This window comes from Desulfomarina profundi (assembly GCF_019703855.1).
Taxonomy (GTDB): Bacteria; Desulfobacterota; Desulfobulbia; order Desulfobulbales; family Desulfocapsaceae; genus Desulfomarina; species Desulfomarina profundi.
The window spans coordinates 1,505,308-1,529,052 of record NZ_AP024086.1; the positions used below are offsets into that span (position 1 = coordinate 1,505,308).

The window sequence follows — 23,745 nt, forward strand, 5'->3', positions numbered from 1 at the left end:
TGACTCTTCAATGGCGAAGCGGGTTTATACCATATCTAAATATATGCAATTGCCAATCCCGCAGGGCAAGAGAATAAAGAAAAAAAGTGCAGGACTTAGATCCCAGATGTATGCATCGCTTCTCTGCTTCCTGATGTTCGATTACGGGGTACCATATTCAAATGGAATCTGGTATTCTTCCTGTAACCACCTGTTTGAGGTATCTTGAATTCGTGACGGTTTTGTGATCATGTTTTAATTAATGTATTGAAAATACTAGCAAAGTATTTTACATGGTTGATTAAAAATTGCTTGCTGGCCGGCTGGGCATCAGTGCACTCACGGATTCAACGGTAAATTGATCAGTTTCGTGAGAAAACTGACGTGTTCAGCGTAAGAAGAGAAGGGGGCGACAGTACCCCTTGTTCTTACCCTGTTTCCCGCATCTCCTGAAGAGCTATAGTTTCCTGAATGAAAGCGGATTTCACTCAATCGGACCTGGCCGGATATTCTCTTGGAATGGTTTCTTTTGTAAAGATTTTCATATCTGTAATCTTTGTGCTCATTCTGATTTTTTCCCCGTCCCAGTCATGTGTCGCTGCTGAAATAGCACCAGCCCGTACTATTACAGTCGTTGCGGTAAGTCCGGATGTTCCTGAATGGAAGAAAATATGGGACAGTGCCAGAAAAAAAGTCAAAGCGGGTGATTATAACTCTGCTGTTTTATTGTATGAAAAATTACATATACTTAAGCCCAATATTGAAGAGGCAAACTGGGAATATTTTAAAGTCCTGATGAACAAGGGGCAGATCGTTGAAGCAACCAAAATAATCAATTCTCTTCTGGAGAAGAATCCCTCTAAAATTGAATATCTTCTCGGATCTGGAAATATTCTTCTTTTTGAAAAAAAATACAATTCCGCTCTAAAACAATTTGGGAGGGTTTATGAATTTGACCCGGCCGGCGGCTCTTCTGTTAATGCTTTGAAAGGAATGATTGCAAGCCTTGAGGGTACAAAAAAAAATAATGTCCTTTTACCTCTGCTTGAACAGCTCCATCTTCGGCAAAATACGGATAGTGATACGATCAAAAAGCTGGTTGAGACTGCAGGTGCCCTTGGGAAAAACGATAAAGTCCTGCACTATTTTTCACTGTTAAGGCAAAAAAAACAGTTAAAAGATATTGACAGTAAAATACTTTTTCTGGTCGCTGGAGTATTGGAAAAAAAAGATGAAAGAAAGGAGGCAAGTCAATTGTGGGAAGAGTATTTGAGACGAACCGTTGATTACCTTCCATTCCACGAAAAACTTGTCGCCTACTATCTCGACTCCGGGAAAAGAAAATCGGCACTGCCTCATCTGATACAACTGAGCCGGAGCAGTCAGGCGGATGATGTACTTTTAAAACAAATTGCTGAAATCTATCTGCATGCTGTCGGGCGTCCTGATAAAGCACTTGCCTATTTTGAAAAATACCTGGCAAAACACCCTGAAGACAGAAAAATAAAGAAAAAAATCAAAACTATCCAGACAATACTTGCCAATGATTTTCTCGCCATTGTGGAAAATGATGGTGCATGGCTGCTGTGGAAGGATCTGGCCCAAATTACCCCGAACCGTCTCGCTATTTACAGGGAAATGGCAACTCTTCTAGAAAAGAAAGGGAAGAAAGATGAGCTTTTTGAAGTATTGAAAATCATTCAGCACCACAATCCTGAGGACACAAAAACACTGTATAAGATAATTTTCATTTGTCGGGAGAAGAAAAATTATTCTCTTGCCCTGCAATATCTGCAGAAATTACCTGAGTCAACCCAAAACACAAAAAAGTTTTTTCTTCTTAAAGGTGATCTGGAATATATGTCAGGGCGGGAAACATCTTCTCTTGACTCCTATGCAAATGGATTGAAAAAAGATGAAAAGGATTTGAGACTCAGGCAGACCTGTATACGTTTAGCAGGGCGGCTTGGACTTGTCGACAGGGTAAATTCCCTTTTTGCGGGTACTCCGAATTCCCCGGAAAATGTCAATTATTTTGAATTTATATTTAATTATCTAGAACAATTGGAATATAATTTTTTCTTTTCCTCCCTGGATACGTCTCTTGGTAAGTATCTGAAACTGTTTGAAGATAATCCACAGCAAATCTTGAAACTGAGACTTTTACAGGAAAAAAGCCTGAGGGAAAGGGGGAATCAGGCAAAAGCAGAAGAACTGCTCAGGTCAATTGTTGCAAAAGAAGGTGCTGTTCCCGAGGTGTTTTTCAACCTTGCAATTCATAATTCTGAAGCACGGGATATTTCCGCCGCAAGAGTCTGGAAAAATGCCTTTGTTCAGTTTTTCCCCACCGACCGAAAGATTGGAGAAAACAGAAAGTATGAAAGGAAGAAAAATTATCTGGAAGGGATGATCAGTCTGGCGGAAGGAGACGTGGAACAGGCAGTTTCAAGAATAGTGACTCTGGAAAATCTCAGGCTGAAAAAAAAGAAACGATTAACCCTGTCAGACCTGGAATACAAACTCAAAAAGAAACTCTGCTGGTTGTTACTGGAAAATGGTAATATTGATGGAAGTGAAGAGCTGTTGAAAGAGTTTTCAAATATAAGGGAGTTTGATCCGGAACGTGTGGTTTTGAGACATGCATTGGGGACTCTTTCTGGTAAAACAAAAGAAAATCCAGAAAATGATAGCCTGTATATCAACAAGCAACCAGTGTTGAGCAGATTCCTCCAGGTTGCGATGACTGCCCTGCATCACAATGAGTTTGATTTAGGCTCTCAGATTGTTAAAACAGTTTTAAAACAAGTTCCCGGGTCAATGCTGGGAAGGAATCTTCTTGCAGAATTCGCTTATTATTCTGGAGAGATGCAGCAACCTGTCACTATTTATAAAAAAATAGTAAAAAAATACCCATCGGAAAAATATTTTATTAAAAAACTTGTCACGAGTGAAGGCAAACTTGAAAACTATCAGCAGGGGTTGTCCATTCTCACTCAAAACAATGCAAGGCTTCTTGAGGTATTAACAACTCCATCTTTTTCCCTTTCAAATGCTGATTTTGAAGAAGTACTTCTTTTTGCAAGAATGCAATGGGGGGTTGGAAATCGGGATGAATCTCTCAAACTGTATGAGTTTCTTCTTAATCCACCGGTTGTTGATTTACTGGAGAAGAGATTTGAATTTGAAGAGATTTATTATCTTTATTTGACAAAAGAAAGATCTTTCTGGAACTCGTTGAAATTCCTTTTGCAGACAAAACCGGAAATAGTAGCCGAGCTGATGCAACCGTCGTTTCTCATCGATAATATGGGAAACGAAACCGGGAAAATCATAGCGGAATATTACAGTCTCTATACCTGGCAGAAATTAATTGAAAACGAGTACCTTGCAAGAAAGGCCATAGTCAGAAGAGATTATGAAACCGCTGAGCGCAATTATAAACGAATGCTGGCGGATGACGAAAACCTGGAAGTCCTCTACGACCTTGCCTCCATCTATGACCGGCGTGGACAATACAGGAAAGAAGCACAGGTTTTTGAGGCTATCAGAAGTTCGGGAACGACATCAGAGCGACTTGAAAGTTCCATTGAAAGTAATTCCCTGAAAATAAGCCCCCATTCTGGTTTAAGTGTTAATCTTGTCAACAGGAAAGGGAGAGACGGGTATGTTAATCTGGAGAAAAGAGGTGTTGGTATTTCATTGATGTTTACGCCGGACCTACAGAAAGATATAACATTTCAATTCTCCAGAAATATCTATGAAGAGGTAACTGGACCCGGTTCTTTTACCAGTTCATTCCTGGAATCAACCGGTACTGTTGAATTGACAGGAAACACTGATTTTATATTTTCTGCTGCGGCAGAAAGGTTGAGTGATGATGCCGAAACAAAATTCTACTATTCTATAGGCCTTCACTCTCAACTTGATGATTTTTTTACCGGTTTTGTCAAGGGATATAGAAAGAAAACTGACGATACGCTACTGGCAGTTAAGAACAGTATGTACAGTGAAGGGCTTGAGATTGGTCTTTCGGCAGAAACTCCGATAGGTTTGAACCTGGGAGCGGCATACAGGCATCGTTATTATAGCGATGGGAATTCTCAGAACAGGTTCCATGGCTGGTCTTCATACAACCTTTATGGGGAATCCTTACTCTGGGCTTTACGGTATGATTACGAATTCCTGAAAAACAACAGTTGCAATGATTGCAGTGATTCTGCAGGTGAGGGTGGAGTTGAGGAAAAAACTTACTGGAAACCTGACACATTTGACGAACATAGAATCACCTTGCATTTCAAGCATCTTGTTTCAGGGGATTACGGATCAAACAATCTTCTCAGTTACTATACCTTTGACAATAGTATTGGGTATGAAGACAATGAAAATGCAATATATATCGGGAAATTTGATATTTTCCTTGAAATGAGTCACCATTATTTATTAAAAGGCAATTTTGTTTTTCAAAAAAGTACTGATTTTGAAGAAAAAACTGTTCTGTTTTCTCTCTTTTATCGCTGGTAGTTATTGGTTTATCTGAAAATCCTGCTTCAGTAGGTATTTTTGCCCCAGTCGGATTTTCATTACTTTGTTGTTCCCGAAGGGTATAAATGGTCGAGCCATTGGGTCCTATCATGCCGGTTCAAATTCTTTTGAGCTGGCAAAAATGGTTTTTTTTAAATACGTCTGATAATAAAGCAGACATATCTCCAGGCTCATAAGGGTTGGATGAATTGCATGAGTAATCAGGTAAGTTATACCCTGTGAGCATAACAGGCTGATTCCTGTTAAATCAGTCATACTGGCAAAATGATTTCCCTGTACGGGTTCCCGGGAAAGGGTCCCTGCAGGTTTTTTTATGGAGGTTTAGGCAAAATGATTCAGAGAATACCGATGTCGAAAACCGGCAACATCAAGTTGCGGGAAGAACTTACACATCTGGAAAGAGTAGAACGTGGTGAAGTGGTTAAAGCAATTGAAACAGCTCGGGAGCATGGAGATCTTAAGGAGAACGCTGAATATCATGCTGCAAAAGACAGACAGGGGCATATTGAAGGGAGGATAATTGAACTTAAGGATAAACTTGCAAGAGCTGAAGTTATAGATTGTTCCAGAGTCAGCACGGATCGTGTTATTTTTGGTACAATTGTGAAACTCCTCGATATGGATACAGAGGAAGAGGTAACATATCAGCTGCTGGGCCCTGAGGAGGCAAACGTCAAGGAGGGCTCTATTTCTGTTCTTTCGCCAATAGGCAAAAGTATGCTGGGAAAGGAAGTGGGGGATGAAGTGGTTGTAAAAACACCTGGAGGCACCAGAGAGTTTGAGGTGATTGATATCAAACCTTCAGATTTTGCGTGATCTGACCGGATAGTATGTATATTCGGCAACAGTACCCGCAGCTGGTTTACCTTGTGAATAATATATAAAGTCTACCGGGATTAAGCCAATGTTCAGGAGAAATACGAGTCAGTGTTTACCGGGATTTTCAATAAGTATCCCACTCAGAAAGAGTGACAGAACCTGATGTGTTATCTCATCAACCGTATAATGGGTTTCCAGGGAAACGTTCCAGACCCTGGAAACCTCATCAAGGGCGCCAAAAAAAGCTCTTTTGGCTACGTCTGGTAATATATCAGGACGAAAAACTCCTTGTTTCTGCCCTTTTCTAATGATCTCTGCAATAATGTTGATATATGAACTGAACTTATTGTTTCGGTAGTTTTTGATTACCTTGTTGGTTTGGCGCAGTTCAATCTGTATGACTTCGGCGAGGTTTTTGTTTTTTTTCATTTGACGGAGATGCTGATTCGTAAAAATCTCCAGCATACGTCTTGGATCTTCTTCTTCTGAAAGCAGTTGTTGGGTTTTATCAAATATTTTTCCGACTTCTTCTTCAAATATTGAAAGAAGGATGTCGTATTTGTTGTTGAAATAGAGGTAGATTGTGCCATCGGCAACCTTGGCTTCTTTAGCAATATCGGATATTCTTGAGTTAAAGAAACCTTTTTTGGCAAATACTTTTGTTGCAGCTAAAATGATTTTTGCGTGTTTATTTACGGCTGCCATTGCTGAAACTAATTAAAGGTGGACTCTTAACAGACATAATTATATTATGAATGACTATTCATTCATGTAATATCTCGAGTGACTTTTGTCAATGTTCAAAAAATCCTGTACAGATGTTTTCGATCTGGTTATGTCATATACTTGCTGTTCTCCTTATAAACAACCCGAAAAATAAAATTCTTGTTACTGGAGCAACTTATGAAAATATTGGTAGTCGGTTCAGGTGGTCGAGAACATGCCCTGGTCTGGAAAATACAGCAGAGCAAAAAGGTCAATAAAATTTATTGTGCACCCGGAAATGCCGGAATAAGCAGGATTGCTGATTGCGTTGATATTGGAGCAACTGACGTACAGAAACTTCTGGAATTTGCCCTTGCTGAAAAAATTGATCTTACGGTGGTTGGACCCGAATCTTCACTTGTTGAGGGAATTGTAGATATTTTTGAAGAAAATAACCTGCGGATTTTCGGCCCGACTAAGCGTGCGGCCATTCTGGAAGGAAGCAAGGTGTTCACAAAAGAATTTTTTAAAAAATATGATATTCCTTCGTCTTCGTTCAAGGTATTTAAGGACAGAAAAAAAGCCAAAAAATATATAGAGAAGAAAGGAGCCCCTATTGTTGTCAAGGCAGATGGTCTTGCCGCTGGAAAGGGTGTAATTGTCGCGGGCACCGTAAAAGAAGCAAAACAGGCTGTGGATCTTATCATGAGAGATAAGGCCTTTGGCTCTGCCGGGGAAAAAGTTGTTGTGGAAGCATGCCTCACTGGAGAGGAAGCCTCATTTATTGCCTTTACTGACGGGAAAACCATTCTTCCCCTTCCAACTTCACAGGATCATAAAGCAGTTTATGAAAACGATGAGGGGCCAAATACCGGCGGGATGGGGGCCTACTCTCCAGCGCCGGTTGTCACTGATGAAATCGCCGATTTTGTTATGAACAGGGTGATGCTGCCTACAGTGAAAGGTCTTGAAGCTGAAGGAAGACCATATAAAGGAATGTTGTATGCCGGCCTTATGATAGACGGTGATGATATTAATGTTCTCGAATTCAACTGTCGTTTTGGTGATCCGGAAGCCCAACCACTTCTTATGAGGTTAAAAAGTGATATTGTCGATATTTTCGAAGCGGCGATTGATGGAAAACTTGATACTGTCGATATGAAAATTGATCCTCGTCCTACTGTCTGCGTTGTCATGGCTTCAGGTGGATATCCAGGATCATATGAAAATGGTAAAATTATTAAAGGTCTTACAAAGGCTGCAGCAGTCAGTGGTGTGGAAATATTCCATGCAGGGACAGCTCGCAAAAACAGTAGAATTGTCACCAATGGTGGAAGAGTTCTGGGTATTACAGCTGTAGGTAAGAACCTGAAAGAAGCTATTGACAGATCTTACAGGGCTGTTGCGCAGATAAAATGGACAACCTGTTATTATCGCAGGGATATCGGTGCAAAAGCACTTCGGGAAAGGCCGGGCAGAAAAGATAAGCCGGTTGTGGGTATTGTCATGGGCAGTGATTCAGACCTGATCGTCATGCAGGTAGCTGCAGACTTTCTGAAATCTATGGATATTCCGTATGAAATCACCGTGGCCTCCGCCCACAGAACCCCTGAAAAGGCAGCACAATATGCAAAGACTGCTCGAAAAAGAGGTTTGAAACTCATTATAGCAGGGGCAGGTATGGCTGCTCACTTGGCCGGTGTATTGGCTTCCCATACCGAACTGCCGGTTATCGGTGTACCCCTTGATGCGTCATCTCTGGGGGGAATGGATTCTCTGCTTTCCACGGTACAGATGCCTCCCGGGGTTCCTGTCGCAACCATGGGAATTGGAAAAGCCGGTGCCAAAAACAGTGCAGTACTGGCGTTACGTATCCTGGCCCTGGAAGATTCGGCACTTGGTTGCAAACTTGAACGGTTTCGGTCAAAAATGGAAGAGGAAGTTGAGAAGAAAGCGGACAAAGTTGCAAAAAGTAATCAGCATGTCGGCAATAATTGACAGGGCAGTAAATATTATCCGAAGAGGTGGTATCGTTGCCTTTCCGACTGAAACCAGTTATGGACTTGCTGTAGATTATGAAAATGAAAAGGCCCTGGAAAAACTTTACAGAATGAAGCAACGATCCCATGAAAAAGCGTTACTTGTTCTTGTAGAAAGCAGGGAACAGCTTTTTCAACTCGTAACTTTTGTACCGGATGAATACAGGATACTGATGGATAGATTTTGGCCAGGGCCGCTCACCCTGATATTTCCTGCCAGAAATGAACTGTCTACGGTTTTAACAGGGGGAAGTGGAACCATTGGTGTCAGAATTTCACCCCATCCACTGGCCACCCGTCTGGTGAGTAGCTACGGCAAACCTCTTACGGCAACGAGCGCCAATCTTTCCGGAAAATCCCCCGCAAAGTCAGCAGGGGAAATACGGAAAATTTTTAAGGAAAGAGTTGATTTTATACTGGAGGAGGATACGGATCTTCCAGGGAACTGCTCAACAATTGTTGGAATACAGAACAGGAAACTTAAAATTCTTCGTAATGGTGTTCTGGATCTGACTCAAATGATACTATAGATGATAACAGTACTATCTGAAGGGATTGCACATGAATTTACTGAAATGGAACAAGGAGTTTGCCCTTGAACAGGCTGCAGACGATATGGATCTGCTGCTGGAACTGATAGAAATCTTTAAAGGATCTTTCGAGAATGATCTGCAGCAGCTGGAAGAAGGTCTTGAAGAAAATGCTGCAGACAAGATCTGTTCTGCCGCTCATTCAATCAAGGGTGCTGCAGCAAGCCTGGGAATTGAGGGCATCCGGGAAGTGGCCCTTGCTGTTGAAGAAGACAGCAGGGCAGGTAATTTGGAGGTGGCCCAGAGCCAACTGCCCCTACTGAAATCATTAATGATTGAACTACAGAATATCTGAATTTCCAGATTGTTTACCCAAGGGCCCATTTGCATTGTAAGTAATTGTTTGAAAATGGGCTGGTCAGGTTGCAGATCCAAATAATTCAGAGGACATAATGGCCGAATCAGCCAATTCGGCCATGCCAGTTACAATTAATTTGAAATCTTTATTATCTCGTCAGCTGCCTGTACTTAATTCTGTGGGGGCGGTCAGCTTCAGCGCCTAATCTGGCTTTTCTGTCTTTTTCATAATCAGAATAATTCCCTTCAAACCATACAACCTGCGAGTCGCCTTCGAAAGCAAGGATATGGGTAGCAATTCTGTCAAGGAACCAACGATCATGGCTGATTACCACACCACAGCCTCCGAAATTTTCAAGGGCCTCTTCCAGAGCTCTGAGTGTATTGACGTCAAGATCATTCGTCGGTTCATCCAGTAGAAGAACATTCCCGCCTTCCTTGAGTGTTCGAGCCAGGTGGACCCTGTTGCGCTGCCCCCCTGATAGAAGGCCCACTTTTTTCTGTTGTTCAGAACCGGAAAAATTAAATTTGGCCACGTAGGCCCGGCTGTTAACTTCCTGGGTGCCGAGCCAGACCGTGTCCTGATTGTCAGAAATGGCCTGCCAGATAGATGATTCCGGATCCAGTGTATCTCGAGACTGATCAGCATATGCGAGCTTAACCGTTTCCCCGATACGTATGGTGCCTGAATCGGGAGTTTCCTCACCGGTGATCATCTTGAACAGGGTACTTTTCCCGGCTCCATTCGGCCCGATAATCCCGACAATACCGCCCGGAGGAAGACTGAAGTTCATATTTTCAACAAGCAGACGATCTCCAAAAGATTTGCTGACATTTTCAGCTTCAATAACAACCTTACCGAGACGAGGCCCGGGAGGTATGAAAATTTCAAGATCCTTTGCCAGTTTCTCGGTTTCCTGAGACAGCAATTTTTCATAGGAACTGATTCTCGCCTTTGACTTGCTTCTTTTACCCTTTGGTGACATCTTTATCCATTCGAGTTCCCTTTTCAGGGTTCGTCTGCGGTCACTTTCTCTTTTTTCCTCTAAAGACAGACGTTTCTCCTTCTGTTCAAGCCAGGATGAATAATTTCCTTTCCAGGGAATGCCTATTCCCCTGTCCAGTTCAAGAATCCAGCCGGCAACATTATCCAGGAAATACCTGTCATGGGTTACAGCTATAACAGTTCCCGGATAGGTTTGCAGATGGTGCTCAAGCCATGCAACAGACTCTGCATCCAGATGATTAGTCGGTTCGTCAAGCAGAAGGATATCAGGTTGTTTGAGAAGTATGCGGCAAAGGGCAACACGACGCTGTTCGCCGCCGGACAGGATGCCGCACTTCGTTTCCGAAGGAGGACAGCGCAGAGCATCCATTGCCATCTCAAGACGGCTGTCAAGATCCCAGGCTGACAGGTTATCCAGCTTTTCCTGGACAGTTCCCTGTCGTTCAATGAGATCCTGCATTTCCTGATCGGACATGGGTTCTGCAAATTTTTCATTAATTTCATTGAACTCATTGAGAAGATCAACGGTTTCCCTGACACCTTCCTCAACGATTTCCTTTACCGTTTTTTCGGGTTCAAGTGACGGTTCCTGGGGCAGGTAATCCACTTTCAATCCCGGTGATAAATGGGTTTCACCGTTAAATTCTGTTTCAATCCCTGCCAGTATTCTCAACAGGGTACTTTTACCAGAACCGTTAAGTCCAAGTACGCCGATCTTTGCTCCGTAGAAATAGGAGAGAGAAATATCTTTCAATACGGGTTTATTATCATAATATTTATTGACCTTTATCATCGAATAGATAATTTTTTTATCATCTGTGCTCATGGAAGTTTCCTGATTGTAATTTTTTTTTATTTTTTATTTTATCGTTTATGAAATTATGCACTGATATGTAACTGGTCACAGGATTTGTAACTCTGTGTTTTCATCCACATTAAACCTGTTGATATGAAAGTGAAGAAAAAATATGAGCAATCGCATCACTTTCATCGTTCGTTGTGGCCGTGATCCATAACTTCGTCCAGCCATGCTGGTTAGTGATCTGGGGCACCGTAGATTCGTGCAAGTGTGACCGGCCACTATAGTCCTTCTACCCAGGCAGTCACGACCGAGCGAATATGCAGGCCCCCTCTGATCGCTTACACTGATATTCTATTCTTTTACTCAAAATTTCATCTGTTTTCTATCAAAGTTTTAAAAACAAAAGCGTGCAGATTGATCTTTCAATCTGCACGCTTTTGTTTTTAAAACATGGGCAGTCATTTGGTTTATGATGCCTGCCCACGTTCTTCTATGAAGACTGTTTATTCCTTATCTTCTGATGTATTGTTTTCATTCATGAGAATGGAACCGACAGCACCGATCAGACCAAGATTTCTGATGGTTTTGATTGCCGGTTTTGCAAGAGACGCGAGCATGGCGCGACGTCTTGCACTGCCGAGATCGGCAAGTTCCGGAGTATGGGTCCTGAAAAGAAGACTCATGTCCTTCTTTTTGCCGTAGTAACGGGAATTCGGGCCAAGTTCACCACCGTCGGGCTCAATACCCTTGGCTCCTTTCTTTACATATTTAGAAACTTCCGAATTCGGATCATCCAGATCTCCAAAGATCCTCGCACCAGCTATGCAGGTCTGAACACAGGCAGGTATACCGCCAGCTTCAACACGTGGTTTGCAGTAAGTACATTTATCTGCCTTGCCATCTTCTGAAACATCATCAACAAGATCAGGGTTGACATAGCGAGCATTATACGGACAGGCGTCTGCACAGGCCCCACAGCCGAGACATCGGCTCTTGTCTATCTGAACAGTTCCGTCAAAAGGATCTTTCCAGGTGGCGGCAACTTCCATTGTTTTAGTTTTGCCTGTTTTCGCATCTTTAAATGTAACTTCCACCGGGTCAGCCGGGCATTCGGGGACACAAACCGGATCAGTACAATGATTGCACAATCCCGGGTAGTAGGTGGAAGCCATCTCGCCGTCAACCATTTCAGGTCCCATCCTGTATACCCAGTTTCGGGCGAATTCCACAGGGACCTCCCATTCGGCCTTACAGGCTATGGTGCAGGCATGACAGCCGACACATCGTTCGAGGTCAATAATCATTCCATATTGCATTCCTTATTCCTCCTGAAGTAACCTTAAAGCCGGTTTAAGCAGCCGTCGGGATATTGATGATTTTACCGTCTTTAATGAACTTGACAAAATTATTTCGCATTCCGTTAGCACCCGTTTCCGGGTCTACGGCAATTTTGGTTACCAGGCTGGTATCATCAACACCCGCGCCAACTCCGACAGTCATAAGTGGATTGGCAGAGCCATAGCCATGTCCCATGTAGACACAGTCTTTTCGTATACCGGGAGTGGTTTTAACGATGGTCGTTGTCCTTGATTTTATTCCATCCTGATTAATGAAGCCGACTTCATCGCCGTCCTTTAAACCCATTTTTGCAGCAAGTTCATCATTCAACCAGACAGGATTTGTTGGCATGGCACTGTGCAGCCAGACATTATTCTGAGTTCTGTTGAAAGTATGGACAGGGACACGACCATAGATCAATCGGGCAAAGCCAGCCGGTGGTTCTTCTACAGGTTTATAAGTCGGCACCCCTGGGAAACCTGCATCCTCGATGTCTTCATTAAAAAAGACAACCTCAAAATCGTCGGGCATGTTGTACGGATTTTTCCCAGGTTGAATATGGATACCACCTTCCTTTTTGAGCTGGGCGAGTGAAAGGCCGGCAACTTCCAGATTTTTTTCGACCATATCTTTTGCGGTTTTCACCGGGATATCTTCTTCGTATCCCATACGTTTGGCAATTTCGTTGGTGATGAAAACCTGGTCTTTCCGCTCGAACAGAGGTGACACAAGCGGCATCCTCGCCGAGATAAACTGTTGCTGTTTTTCCGACAAGTCCCACTGAGTCCCTGTCTTAATATAATCATATCGTTCCAGATAACTGACTTCAGGAAGAAGAATATCGGCCCACATGGTGATGTCAGTAGGCATGACATCAACGCACATGACAAAATCCATCTGCCTGAGAACATTCTTCATTTTTTCCTGACCGGGAATGGTTTGAATCGGGTTTTGTCCCCAGATAACACATCCTTTGATCGGATGAGGTTTCCCTGTCAGTGCAGCATCACGAATCAGCTCAGTAGGCGTTCCCGGAGGTGTGAAAGGATGGTATAATTCATCATCACTGTTGAGATTGAGGTTGAATTCTTCTTCATGTTCCTTGTGTTCCCAACTGAGTTTGCCAACTTTGGGTCCGATAGCGGGTACCCAGCCACCTTTCACATAAAAAGCACCCAGAAGACCGGTAAGACAGGCAAGAGATCGTTGGCGCTGGAAATCATTTCCATACCAGGAGACATGTCTACCAGGATGAATGGAGACGTTTGGAGCGTTGTCTGCCAGCAAGTCCGCCACCTCTTTTATCTGCTGTACTGTCAGATCACATGCAGCTGCAGCTTTTTCCAGGCTCCATTCCTCAATACCTTTGGCAAATTCTTCAAATCCATCACCATATTCATCAACGAAGTCAGCATCATATTTTTTGGTCGCAATGAGATAGTTCATTATGCCAAGGAGAAAAGCTGTATCAGTACCCGGCTTTATTGGCACCCATATATCAGACTTTGCAGCAGATGCAGAATAGCGGGGGTCGACGACAATCAGTTTGGCACCGTTCTGTAATCCTTTCAGGTATCGTTTAATATGGGAGACATGAATATTTTCACCAAAATGGCCTCCAAGAAGGAAAATAACCTTGGCATTCGGCATATCGACTTTTTCGCCAGGTGCTTTACCGATAGTCGCAACGTAAGCTGTGTCACGAATTCCCCTGCACTGGAAAAAAGAAGCTTCACTGACATTTTTTGTACCAACAGTCCTCTCGAAAAAGTGCATTGGGTATTTGGCTGAGGAACCATGCGGAAAAACGCAGATGCCTTTGGCACCGTATTTGTCTTCAACAGCCTTTAATTTATTCCCACATTCATCAAGAGCCTCTTTCCAGGAAATCTTCTTCCATTTGGGATTTCCACGCTCACCTACGTTTTTCAGGGGGAATTTCAGGCGGTCCGGATCGTAAAGAAGTTTGATTCCGGCGTTTCCTCTTGCACAGATGGAAGTTCCGTTGTCAATCGATTTTGGATTTCCTTCAAGTTTTACAAGGCGCCCACCCCTTTTTTTACCAACCAGCTGGCACCGCCAGAAACACATCTCGCAAATACCCCCGACCACGGTTTCATCCTTGAAAGATCCTTTTGCTTCAAGGGGAGAACGTTTGACACCGCTCTCTGATGCTATTGCCCGGGAAAGGGGCAAAGCTACAGCTGCCAAAGAGGCAGATTGCAAAAATTTACGCCTCGTTAAGTTGAACGCCATATTCCTTTTCCTCCTTTGTGAAAAAGTCGATTAAAGTAATGATGATACGATAAAAAGGGTGTTGTGCTTCCTTTTTTACCAGTTTTGAAAAAGTTTCAAACCAGGGTAGGAAATAGGTACCTAAAAATTCGTTTTCACTTTCCTGATCTTTATCTTCGGCCAAAAATGACAGAAATTCAAGTTGATGTATCAGATTGTCCGGAAAATCCGCTTTATCAGTCAAAGCATATCCTTTTGAACAATAGTAGTGCATGACCTGCTCGGCGTATTTACCCTGCAGGGATTTGTCAAAATAAACAGAGCCGTAAGGAGGGGCCACGACATGTGGAATACCATTGATGAAAAGTCGTGTATACTCTACCTGTAAATCTTCCAGAAAATCTCTGCTCTTTTTTATTGCAGTGTCAATAGCATCCTTTTCTTTCTCACCACCAAGTGCATCGAGTAAGGCATAGAGACTTTCAAGGTAGGTTTTATTCATCCAGTCAGTTTCCGGGTATTGCATGCTTTGGGCACAGAACCGGTAAATCGTTGCTATATGGTCTGTTGAAAGAGAGTTTGTCATTATTGAAGTCTTGGGAAAAACCGACCAGTGGATTGAGCTTCAAATATGTCGGAAATATTAATATATATAGTTAGTTAAGAGAAAAATGTACCACATTGTAAGCAAATTGATCATACTTTTGAAAATTCAATTTGTAAATACCACACTGTGGTTAAAAAAGGCCTCGTTTTCTCTTGTTTTACACAACAAAAAAACAAAACAACATTGATACAATGTCGCATATTTTATCAATAACAGTAAGGATTGTAAATATTAAATTAATATCTAAAATAGATTATATATAATCTCATTTTTATTTCCCATGGAACTCAACCAAACTGGAGAAGTGGTACGTTTATCAGGTTGAACTTCGTACGTAATTGGAATTTTTTTAAAAACGTCATGGAAAGGATCTGTGCCTGATCAAATAAATAAAAAAATTGTTTATTTTACCGATTAAATCTTCAGTTTCACGAAATGGCGCGTGTTTTCCTCGATTGAGAGACTCTGTGTTTTCTCCAGCATTCCAGGCAGAGACAACAAGATCAAGTCTACCGTCAAATTTATAATTGTATTTGGCGATCAGATAACATGTCAGTAGAATATTTACTGCTGGATCAAAAAGGTCTCTTTTTTTGAGATTCTTCAGAGTAGTTTTCGAAACATATCGAAAATGTGTTCGTGATTTACTCAACTCCCTTGCAGCCGTCTTTCCTGTAGGATATAGAATCTGCCCGAGGCCAATCGCCTTTCGATTCGAAACGGCTCTGGGATTGGCTCCAGATTCTGCAAGGATAAGGGCGCGGATAAAGTCCGGGTTTACTTTATGTTTAGGCACAAAATATGAAAAGTCGGCAAAATACCGTATGAGGTAATCATAGCGGGCTAGTTTTTCTATATCGTTTTGTTCTATTTTTTTATTTTTAAATTTTTTGAGGGACTGGTCCAGATCAGCCCATCCGATGTTTGTCATACTCAAAAGCATCAGTAATGAAAAAATAATATGTTTCATGCTGAAATGTTAAATCTTCTTTCCGTAAGCACATTTTTTGGGGATGTGGAGAAAACCATGGGACAATTCATGGGCGAATGGCCAGCTCCTCCATATCCATCTCCAGGAATTTGGCTGTAGTACGATACAGGAGAAAGGGATCGGCAGTTCCGGTGAATTCGCGAATGGAATGCATTGCAAGTGTGGGAATACCGACATCAACAGTTTGAATACCAAGGCGGGCTGCGGTCATCGGTCCAATTGTAGACCCACAAGCCATATCACTTCTCATGACAAATTCCTGTGGTTTCATCTGGACTTCACTACAGATTTTTTTGTATATTGCAGCGCTCATACTGTTGGTTGCATAGCGTTGATTGGCATTTATTTTTATAACAGGAGCCTTGTTGAGAAATATTTTGTGGCCCTTATCAGATTTGCTTATAAAATTTGGATGGGTTGCATGACTGTTATCCATGGAAATGAGAAATGATTTTTCCAGGGCTCTCAGTCTCGTAGTTGGATCTGGAATGACGCGTTTAAAAAAAGATTCAGCAAAATCAGATCCGGCGCCTGCTACGGAAACAGAACCATTTTCCTCATGATTTGTACAGAGAAGAAGACAGTTTTTATTCATCTGACCCGCTGTGATTGACTGCATCCCGACAAAGCAACTCAACAGGTTATCAAGCTTTCCTCCACAGATAAATTCTTCCTTATGCCCTGTAAAAGCAGGCACCTGTGTGTCATAACAGAACAGGTCAAAGGTGAGAACCTCTTTAATTTTTTCCAGAGGGTTTTCCTGCTTGATTTGTTCAAAAAGGAGTGTTTTCAGGTTTGGAAGCTGTCCTGCAACAGCCTGAGCGAGAAGGGGTGGCAGATCATCCTGGGCATTTATTTCATTTTTCTTGTTGGCTTCACGATTAAAATGAATGGCAAGGCTTGGAATAACAAGCATCGGTCTCTTGAAATCTATCAGGAAAACGGCAAGACTGCCATCCTGCATAAGGCAACAGGTTCGACCTGCCAGGGAAAGATCACGATCAAACCAGGTCTGAAGTAGCGGCCCTCCATAGATTTCCACCCCTAGTTTCAGGTACGTGTCCTGCGCTATATCCGGAAGTGGTTTGACCTGCAGACACGGGCTGTCCGTATGGGCAGCCAGGATACGAAAACCGTCTTCCGGTTGCTCTTCTTTTCCGAAAATGCAGGCAATAAGCGAACCATTATCTCTGATGTGATAGAAAGCTGAACCGGGACCTGGAGGGATGTTTGTCCGGTCAGGCAACTGGGAAAAACCATGGTCTTCCAAAAAATGTTTCATTTGAAAAACCGCATGATATGGAGATGCAGATTTTTTGAGAAAAGAAAAGAGATGGCTGTTGAAAATTGTCTGGTTCATTTTAAAATGATACGCTTTATTCGATGTGATGGCAGATGGCACTAAGCCGATTTTTTCTGTAGTGCCTCAATTGCCTCGTAACTGCTGATCACCGTTTGAGCGGGGATTATATTTTGCGGCTGGTTTGAAGACGATTGAGATAAGGACGGATTGGGAGAATTCAGCAGGACTTCCTGGTTTTTCAGGAGAAGTTCTTTTCTGGCGGCAGCCTCTTTAACAGCAGCTTCGGCAGCTATCCGCCTGTCTGCGGAGGAAGGATTCTGTGGAGCGAGAGCCGCACGTTTAATGGTCTCCATCTTACTGATTGTGGCCTCAGGACTGTTTTCTTTGCCGACGTCAATGGGGACTTCACCAGATACAGCATAGGCATGGCCATCCGGCCCTTTTTGTGTTGTAAAATGAGCTCCGCCTCCGGCATATCGTCCCGCTGCCGCAAGATGTGCCTGTTCATGGGTCCGAACTTCACGATCCCGTTTTTTCAGACTTTCAAGAATACGTAAGTCCTCCTCGTTGAGCTGCTCCTGTCCGTTTAGATTTTCTTTTGTTTCTTTTTTTCCCTTTATGTTTTCAGGAGATTCTCCAGAGAGAGTTACCTTGTCGCCTGCAGATAAATGGCGAGCAGAGGGAGGTTTTTCCCCACTGTTGGCCTGATATCCCTGCATGTGAGACTGGTTGAAAAAATTCGCTGGAGAAACAGTTGTCATAAAATTTTACAGGTAGGTTTGATAAATCACAGGCAAATTGCCGTTCAGCCATGCCCGGTTATCGTTTCCTCTGGTACAGCTGAACTGATTGCAGCAGTACACAGACAATAATTATAGGAAAAAGATGGTGAAATGGCAAATTACGTTCCACTTTCCAAACTGGAATCAGCGCTGAAAGAGATTACCCAGCTCTCCCAGTACTGAACCTTCTCCAGAAGTTGAAAACCCTGCATTGTTCTGGGGTGCTGCCCTGTGGATTCGGCCGGCCAGACGGGAAAACGGCAGAGACTGCAGCCAGACATGGCCTGGTCCAGTAAGCGTAGTGAAGAAAAAACCTTCGCCGCCAAAAATTGCTGATTTAATACCACCTACAAACTGGATATCATAGTCAACTGTTCCGGTCATGGCAACGAGACATCCAGTGTCAATTCTCAGGGTTTCACCAGCCTGAAGATCTTTCTGCACAATGGTTCCTCCAGCATGAACAAAGATCTGCCCATCTCCTTCGAGCTTCTGCATGATGAAGCCTTCCCCACCGAAAAGGGCGGCGCCGATCTTTTTTTGAAATTCAACACCAATAGACACACCTTTGGCGGCACAGAGGAAAGCGTCTTTCTGACAAACCAGTTTGCCCTGGTAATCTTTCAGGTCAAGGGGAATAATTTTACCGGGATAGGGTGATGCAAAGGCGATTTTGCCTTTCTCCTGGCCCTTGAAGGTAAAAATAGTTGTAAAAAGACCTTCTCCAGTAATAAGCCGTTTCCCGGCTCCTAGCATTTTATCCAGGAATCCACCCTGTTCAGAAGCAACACTCCCATCACCAAAAATGGTTTCCATTTCAATACCGTTGGACATGTACATCATTGAACCGGCTTCAGCGACAGCACTTTCATCAGGATCCAGTTCGATTTCCACATACTGCATTTCATGGCCGAAAATTTCATAGTCAATTTCATCAGCCCCCCTTTGGTGGGGTGGGGAAGGCGGCAGGTCCCTGTTCTGCAGTTCAGAAACTGAGGAAAGGGGAACCCAGTTTTCAAAATCCTGTTTCCATACCAGCGTATCGTTGTTATAAATCCCGCTGTCCAGATTTGTCTGCACCTGATAAGACGAAAAAGGACCTTCCTGTTTTCCATTTACTGCTACATACCAACTGTCCATGTTATTTCCTTTCTTCTCTGAACCTGTTTATCTGAAAAATTCACCTTGGATAAGTGAGACCTTAAAAATATTTTTCTTTAAGATCATAAAGCTTGTCAAGGTATTCTTCCTTGTAATGCAGGTTTTTTCCGGTATTTTCCATTTCCTCAATCAGGGAGTCTATGGCTGGACGTAAATCGATACCATGTCTGTTGTATCCCTCTGAGTTCGCTTTATCGATTATCATTACAGCATAAAAACTGATAACCATGCGTGAAGTTGAATCTCTTCTGAAAAGATAAAGTCTTCCTCCCATTGTACTCTGGAAGAAACTGGCATAATCGTACAGTCCTTCATCTTTAAAAACTATGCCATATTCCTTTTCAAGAACATCAGGGTACGAGGTAAGTTCGTAAAAAGTTTTTATTATTTCTTCAAAAGAAGACTTTTCCCGATCCAGAATCCCCTTAAGTACAAGAATATTTTTTTTACCGAGAATCCTGAAAAAGTGAGCTGTATTTTTTAGAATTGTGAACAGATCATCCGTTTCATTGGTTACCACAGGAGGAGTGTCAAACAGTTTCTGCAGTAATTTTGAAAAATGGGTTTTGCTTGATTCGGAAAGATGGAAATCCTTCATGTACTGCTGTTGATCAAGATGCTCATAGAACCTGTTAAGTACAGTTATGAGTTCCTGCGGAACTGTACTTTCAGAATCTTCTCCAGGTGAGACAATATGTTTTGATTGTTCAACATCTGAATATGTTCCAGTTTTTTCAGGATTACTTTGTTGGGTCTCTGGAGTTTTATTGTTCTTTGAGATTTTTTCCCTATCACTCAAAGTACTTGGAGGAGACAGAGAACCGCCTCCGGGATTTTCTCTATCGATGGTGGAATTCATGCTGTTTTTTATTGAAGGAAGTGCAGATTGTGCGTCAGGGCCTGGTAAATTAACCACTGATGTCTGAGTCAGTTCAGAGGGAGAATCGGAGTTGGCACGAATTGTTTTTTGTTCTGTATAAAAATAAAAAAAAGCTATGAATATACTGATCAAAAAACAAAAAATATACAAAGCGGTTGTTGATCGTTGCTTTACCCTGGACGTTGATCTTGGCTTTTTTTCTCTTTCTTTCATTTTTCCTGTTTTTTGTGGGCCCTGGGAGAATGAATTCGTTTGATGTAACCACAGTGAAGATACTATATGGTATTTGTAATGTCACGGCTAACCCGCATTTCACATGAACATTGTGTTAATTTTGACATGGTTTTACAAAATTACAATCGTAGGCAGATAAGCACTGTTGTCACATTGACACAATGTTCCCTCAAAATCCGTCAGGCAGACCATAACCACTGTCGGCCAGGCCGATACCACTGTATTTCGATGAATTTTTCAAAATATGTGACAGATATTGGGATTGTACAAATTATATTATGCTTGACTCAGTAGCCGGAAGGAACTATTTTGGTGTGTCAACAGATTTTTCTCATTCCCATAAGACTCAGTCAAATCAAGATTAAATGTGAGTATCAGGCAGAGTTTAAACCAGGGATGTTTTTAAAGTTCAGCAATATTTACATAGTTTACCTTTTTTTTAAATTTTACTTTTGGAGGAACACAAATGGCTATTTCCGTAGTAGGACATTCTAATCCTGATACTGATTCTGTAACAGCTTCAATTGCACTGGCGGCATTGTTAAATGCACAAGGTCAGGAAGCTCAGGCATGCATGCAGTGCGCTGCTGCAGATCTCAATCCAGAATCTAAAGTGGTACTGGAAAAGTTTGGCCTTGAAGCCCCTGTAGAAATCAGCGATGCAGCTGGAAAAGATATTGCCCTTGTTGATTTCAGTGACCTGGCACAGGGACCTGCTAATCTGGCAGATGCAAATGTAGTTGCAGTTGTAGATCATCACAAAGTTGGTGATCTGACCACAAACAATCCGATTCTCTTCAGGGCAGAACCTGTAGGATGTACCGGAACTGTTTTGAACAAAATGTTTAAAGAAGCGGGAGTTTCCATACCAAAAAATGTGGCTGGAGGAATGCTGGCTGCGATTCTGAGTGATACTGTTAATTTCAAATCACCCACCTGCACTGAAGATGACAAAATTGCAGTTAATGATTTGAAAACAGTTGCCGGTGTGGATGATACCGATGCCCTTTTTATGGATATGCTGAAGGCAAAATCTTCCGTTGACGGAGTGCCGGCAAAAGACCTTCTTTTCCGGGACTATAAAGATTTCGATATGAAAGGGAATAAGGTTGGAGTCGGCCAACTGGAACTTGCTACCCTTGACCAGGTTGCTGATATTCGTGCTGATCTGATAAAAGCGATGGAAGAAGTGAAAGCCGACGGAAGACACTCTGTTCTGCTCATGCTCACTGATGTTGTAAAAGAAGGTACGGATCTGGTCGTAATTTCCGATGATCCCGCACTGATCGAAAATGCTTTTGGAGGTAAATTAGAAAGCAATTCCATGTGGATTGATGGGATGATGAGCCGTAAAAAGCAGACAGTTCCCAACCTGCAGAAGGCTTTTGGTTGTTAATGCAGTAGAAAACAGAAACTGTACGATGTAAATAATGGCGGCATGATCTTGAATGAAAGATCATGCCGCCATTATTATTCCTGACCTCATTCCCTCAGCTATTTTTGAGATAATCCTCTATTTTCTCTTTCAGTTCGCTGATCATTTTGTCTATGGTTACAGAGCCGCCAGCTTCAGGTCGAATTGGGAGAAGCAATCCCTTGAACTGGTTTGCTGAAGGATTGTCTGACCGTTCCTTTTCCAGTTTGGAGAATTCCTGGCTGAGATTTTGTTTTCGTTTTTGCAATTGAGTACGTTTCTGTACATACAGATCATCGGATAACAAATTCCGTTTGTTTTCCAAGTTTTTTATCTGCTGGTTGACTGAAGCGATTCTCCTTTTGAGTGATGTGGTCATCAGGGAATAATCATTTTCCCAACGACTTCCCGGACCAAATTTCAGGACCAGTTTTCCAATATATTTCCCTCTTCCCTTAACCTGGGTCAGCAGGCAATCACCAAAAACCCGCGGCGCAAAATTACCTCTTTTCTTGTCTGCCGAAATGATGACATCAATTTCGGGAACTGTTCTGGCAATAATCTTGTTCTGCGCAAAAGGAAGATTCGAGAGAAGAACAATCATATCTGCTTTATTCTTCAGAACTTCAACCTGATCAAACAAAACATCTTTCCAGTTCTTCACTGTAAAAAACGGTTCATATGTACCGTTTGTCCCTGTCAAACCAATAACAGCAATGTTCAGGCCATCAACTTTTTTTGTAATATATGGGGTAAAAAACAATTCTCCATCTGCAGTAAAAATATTTGCTGAAACCCAGGGAAAACGTTTTTCTTTCGTTTTTAAAAAAAACGTTTTCCCTGCAGAAAGATCACTGCCACTTACAGCCACAGCATCATATCCTGTTTCAATATAAGCTTGAGTTATAGTTTCAGCCGTCACCAGTTCCGGATAAGTTCGTTTATTTGCTCTCTGTCTTTTGAAAAGAAGATTCCCAGAATCTACAATGAGAGTTTTGTCTTTCTTGTTTTCAGTTCTCGATTGAATGAAATGTGCCTTACCGGACAGTCCGCCCAGTTGGTTAGCTTTTCAACCGCAGGGTTCAGTTTCCCCAAGGACCGTATTGGAAAAAAAGAGCACAATATCTGCCTTTGAGTCAGCCCTTGCGAAAGCGGGCAAGGGAATGGACGAGTGCAGCATGACAAAGATGAAAAAAACAAAACCATATTGACGTTTCATAAGACTGTTTCCTGTATCCCTGAAGTGCAGGCTTCAGGTGGTGATGAGCATAAGAAATTCCGTGTTGCCCTTGGGGCCGAGAACCGGCGAAGGAACACACCCCAAATTTTTAAGACCAGACTGCTGAACAAACTGGTCAATTTTTTGGATCGCTTCCTGGTGGAGCAGGGGATCTTTGATAACTCCACCAGGGGGTATTTTATCTTTTGTAAGCTCAAACTGGGGTTTTATCAGGGTGAGAATTGTTACATTGTCAGAGAAAAGGGTGATAAGCGGAGGAATAAGCTTGGTTATGGAGATAAATGACACATCCATTACACCAAGATCTATCGTTTCACTGATATGTGTTGGGGTAATATTCCGGGCATTGAACCGTTCGAGGATAACCACTCTCTTATCCTGCCTGAGTTTCCAGGATAACTGGCCGTATGCCACATCAACTGCATACACTTTATCAGCTCCATGCTGAAGCAAGCAATCGGTAAAACCGCCTGAAGATGCACCAATATCAATACATACTTTACCTTGAGGAAATAACTTGAAATGGTCAAGACCTTTTTCAAGCTTAAGTCCTCCTCTTGAAACATAGGGTATTCTTTCCTTGATCCTGATTTGAGCAGCAGGAGGGTAGAAAAAACCAGCTTTATCCGCCCGAGTATCGTCAACCAGAACTTCACCTGCACCAATCATGGCCCTGGCCTTATCGAGATCAGATGCAAGCCCTTTTTGAACAAGAAGTTGATCGAGTCTGATGTTTTTTTTCAATTTAATTCAGAAAATACTGCTGCATCAGCAGTGTTCC

The 23,745-nt window shown here is 42.4% G+C and carries 19 protein-coding genes; 6 read left to right on the plus strand and 13 right to left on the minus strand.

The annotated features are described in order from the left end of the window. Positions 1-450 precede the first annotated feature (450 nt). The gene (locus LO777_RS06985; protein WP_228856805.1) at positions 451-4,500 is read left to right on the plus strand and encodes a tetratricopeptide repeat protein; all 4,050 of its coding nucleotides are present in this window, start codon (positions 451-453) and stop codon (positions 4,498-4,500) included. Positions 4,501-4,851: 351 nt separating this feature from the next. After that, positions 4,852-5,337 (plus strand): transcription elongation factor GreA, encoded by a 486-nt coding sequence (greA, locus tag LO777_RS06990; RefSeq protein ID WP_228856806.1) that lies wholly within the window; start codon positions 4,852-4,854, stop codon positions 5,335-5,337. Positions 5,338-5,445: 108 nt separating this feature from the next. Here the strand turns inward: greA and LO777_RS06995 are convergent, their stop codons facing one another. Continuing rightward, the gene (locus tag LO777_RS06995) at positions 5,446-6,045 is read right to left on the minus strand and encodes a TetR/AcrR family transcriptional regulator (protein ID WP_228856807.1); all 600 of its coding nucleotides are present in this window, start codon (positions 6,043-6,045) and stop codon (positions 5,446-5,448) included. A 198-nt stretch (positions 6,046-6,243) separates the two neighbouring features. Between LO777_RS06995 and purD the strand changes: the two genes are divergently transcribed. From purD to LO777_RS07010, 3 genes are read left to right on the plus strand one after another with little or no spacing between them, the layout of a single operon-like run. Then, a complete protein-coding gene (gene purD, locus LO777_RS07000) occupies positions 6,244-8,043 on the plus strand; it encodes a phosphoribosylamine--glycine ligase (protein ID WP_228856808.1) in 1,800 nt (599 codons plus the stop codon). Continuing rightward, complete coding sequence (locus LO777_RS07005; protein WP_228856809.1) at positions 8,027-8,614, plus strand: L-threonylcarbamoyladenylate synthase; 588 nt, start codon at positions 8,027-8,029, stop codon at positions 8,612-8,614. Before purD ends, LO777_RS07005 begins: the two co-directional genes overlap by 17 nt. A gap of 31 nt (positions 8,615-8,645) precedes the next feature. Beyond that, on the plus strand, positions 8,646-8,969 hold the full coding sequence (locus tag LO777_RS07010; RefSeq protein WP_228856810.1) for an Hpt domain-containing protein: 324 nt from the start codon (positions 8,646-8,648) through the stop codon (positions 8,967-8,969). A gap of 151 nt (positions 8,970-9,120) precedes the next feature. Here LO777_RS07010 and ettA read toward each other — a convergent pair whose 3' ends face one another. The 9 genes from ettA to LO777_RS07055 all read right to left on the minus strand — a co-directional run bounded on the left by ettA (position 9,121) and on the right by LO777_RS07055 (position 20,112). Next, positions 9,121-10,803 (minus strand): energy-dependent translational throttle protein EttA, encoded by a 1,683-nt coding sequence (ettA, locus tag LO777_RS07015; protein WP_228856811.1) that lies wholly within the window; start codon positions 10,801-10,803, stop codon positions 9,121-9,123. Positions 10,804-11,282: 479 nt separating this feature from the next. Continuing rightward, positions 11,283-12,095, minus strand: coding sequence for a 4Fe-4S dicluster domain-containing protein (locus LO777_RS07020; protein WP_228856812.1), 813 nt, complete (start codon positions 12,093-12,095; stop codon positions 11,283-11,285). A 34-nt stretch (positions 12,096-12,129) separates the two neighbouring features. Continuing rightward, positions 12,130-14,373: a molybdopterin-containing oxidoreductase family protein gene (locus LO777_RS07025; protein WP_228856813.1), complete on the minus strand. Its 2,244-nt coding sequence runs from the start codon at positions 14,371-14,373 to the stop codon at positions 12,130-12,132. Then, complete coding sequence (locus LO777_RS07030; protein WP_228856814.1) at positions 14,348-14,854, minus strand: TorD/DmsD family molecular chaperone; 507 nt, start codon at positions 14,852-14,854, stop codon at positions 14,348-14,350. The genes LO777_RS07025 and LO777_RS07030 overlap by 26 nt, the downstream gene beginning before the upstream one ends. 463 nt (positions 14,855-15,317) lie before the next feature. Further along, positions 15,318-15,890, minus strand: a complete 573-nt coding sequence (locus LO777_RS07035; protein WP_228856815.1) for a lytic transglycosylase domain-containing protein — start codon at positions 15,888-15,890, stop codon at positions 15,318-15,320. A 106-nt stretch (positions 15,891-15,996) separates the two neighbouring features. Then, positions 15,997-17,310: a M18 family aminopeptidase gene (locus tag LO777_RS07040; RefSeq protein ID WP_228856816.1), complete on the minus strand. Its 1,314-nt coding sequence runs from the start codon at positions 17,308-17,310 to the stop codon at positions 15,997-15,999. A gap of 41 nt (positions 17,311-17,351) precedes the next feature. Beyond that, the gene (locus LO777_RS07045; RefSeq protein ID WP_228856817.1) at positions 17,352-18,014 is read right to left on the minus strand and encodes a putative metalloprotease CJM1_0395 family protein; all 663 of its coding nucleotides are present in this window, start codon (positions 18,012-18,014) and stop codon (positions 17,352-17,354) included. 165 nt (positions 18,015-18,179) lie between these two features. Further along, positions 18,180-19,175: a TIGR00266 family protein gene (locus LO777_RS07050; RefSeq protein WP_228856818.1), complete on the minus strand. Its 996-nt coding sequence runs from the start codon at positions 19,173-19,175 to the stop codon at positions 18,180-18,182. Between the two features lie 61 nt (positions 19,176-19,236). Beyond that, complete coding sequence (locus LO777_RS07055) at positions 19,237-20,112, minus strand: hypothetical protein (protein WP_228856819.1); 876 nt, start codon at positions 20,110-20,112, stop codon at positions 19,237-19,239. A 664-nt stretch (positions 20,113-20,776) separates the two neighbouring features. On the opposite strand from LO777_RS07055, the gene LO777_RS07060 reads away from it, so the two are divergent. After that, entirely contained in the window at positions 20,777-21,706 is a 930-nt protein-coding gene (locus LO777_RS07060) for a manganese-dependent inorganic pyrophosphatase (protein ID WP_228856820.1), read from the plus strand. Between the two features lie 94 nt (positions 21,707-21,800). Here LO777_RS07060 and LO777_RS07065 read toward each other — a convergent pair whose 3' ends face one another. From LO777_RS07065 to LO777_RS07075, 3 genes are all read right to left on the minus strand, one after another. Beyond that, a complete protein-coding gene (locus tag LO777_RS07065; protein WP_228856821.1) occupies positions 21,801-22,646 on the minus strand; it encodes a metallophosphoesterase family protein in 846 nt (281 codons plus the stop codon). A gap of 147 nt (positions 22,647-22,793) precedes the next feature. Beyond that, positions 22,794-22,943 carry a hypothetical protein gene (locus tag LO777_RS07070; RefSeq protein WP_228856822.1) on the minus strand — a complete coding sequence of 50 codons (150 nt, stop codon included), beginning with the start codon at positions 22,941-22,943 and terminating at the stop codon, positions 22,794-22,796. A 33-nt stretch (positions 22,944-22,976) separates the two neighbouring features. After that, the gene (locus tag LO777_RS07075; protein WP_228856823.1) at positions 22,977-23,708 is read right to left on the minus strand and encodes a TlyA family RNA methyltransferase; all 732 of its coding nucleotides are present in this window, start codon (positions 23,706-23,708) and stop codon (positions 22,977-22,979) included. Between the last annotated feature and the right edge of the window lie 37 nt (positions 23,709-23,745).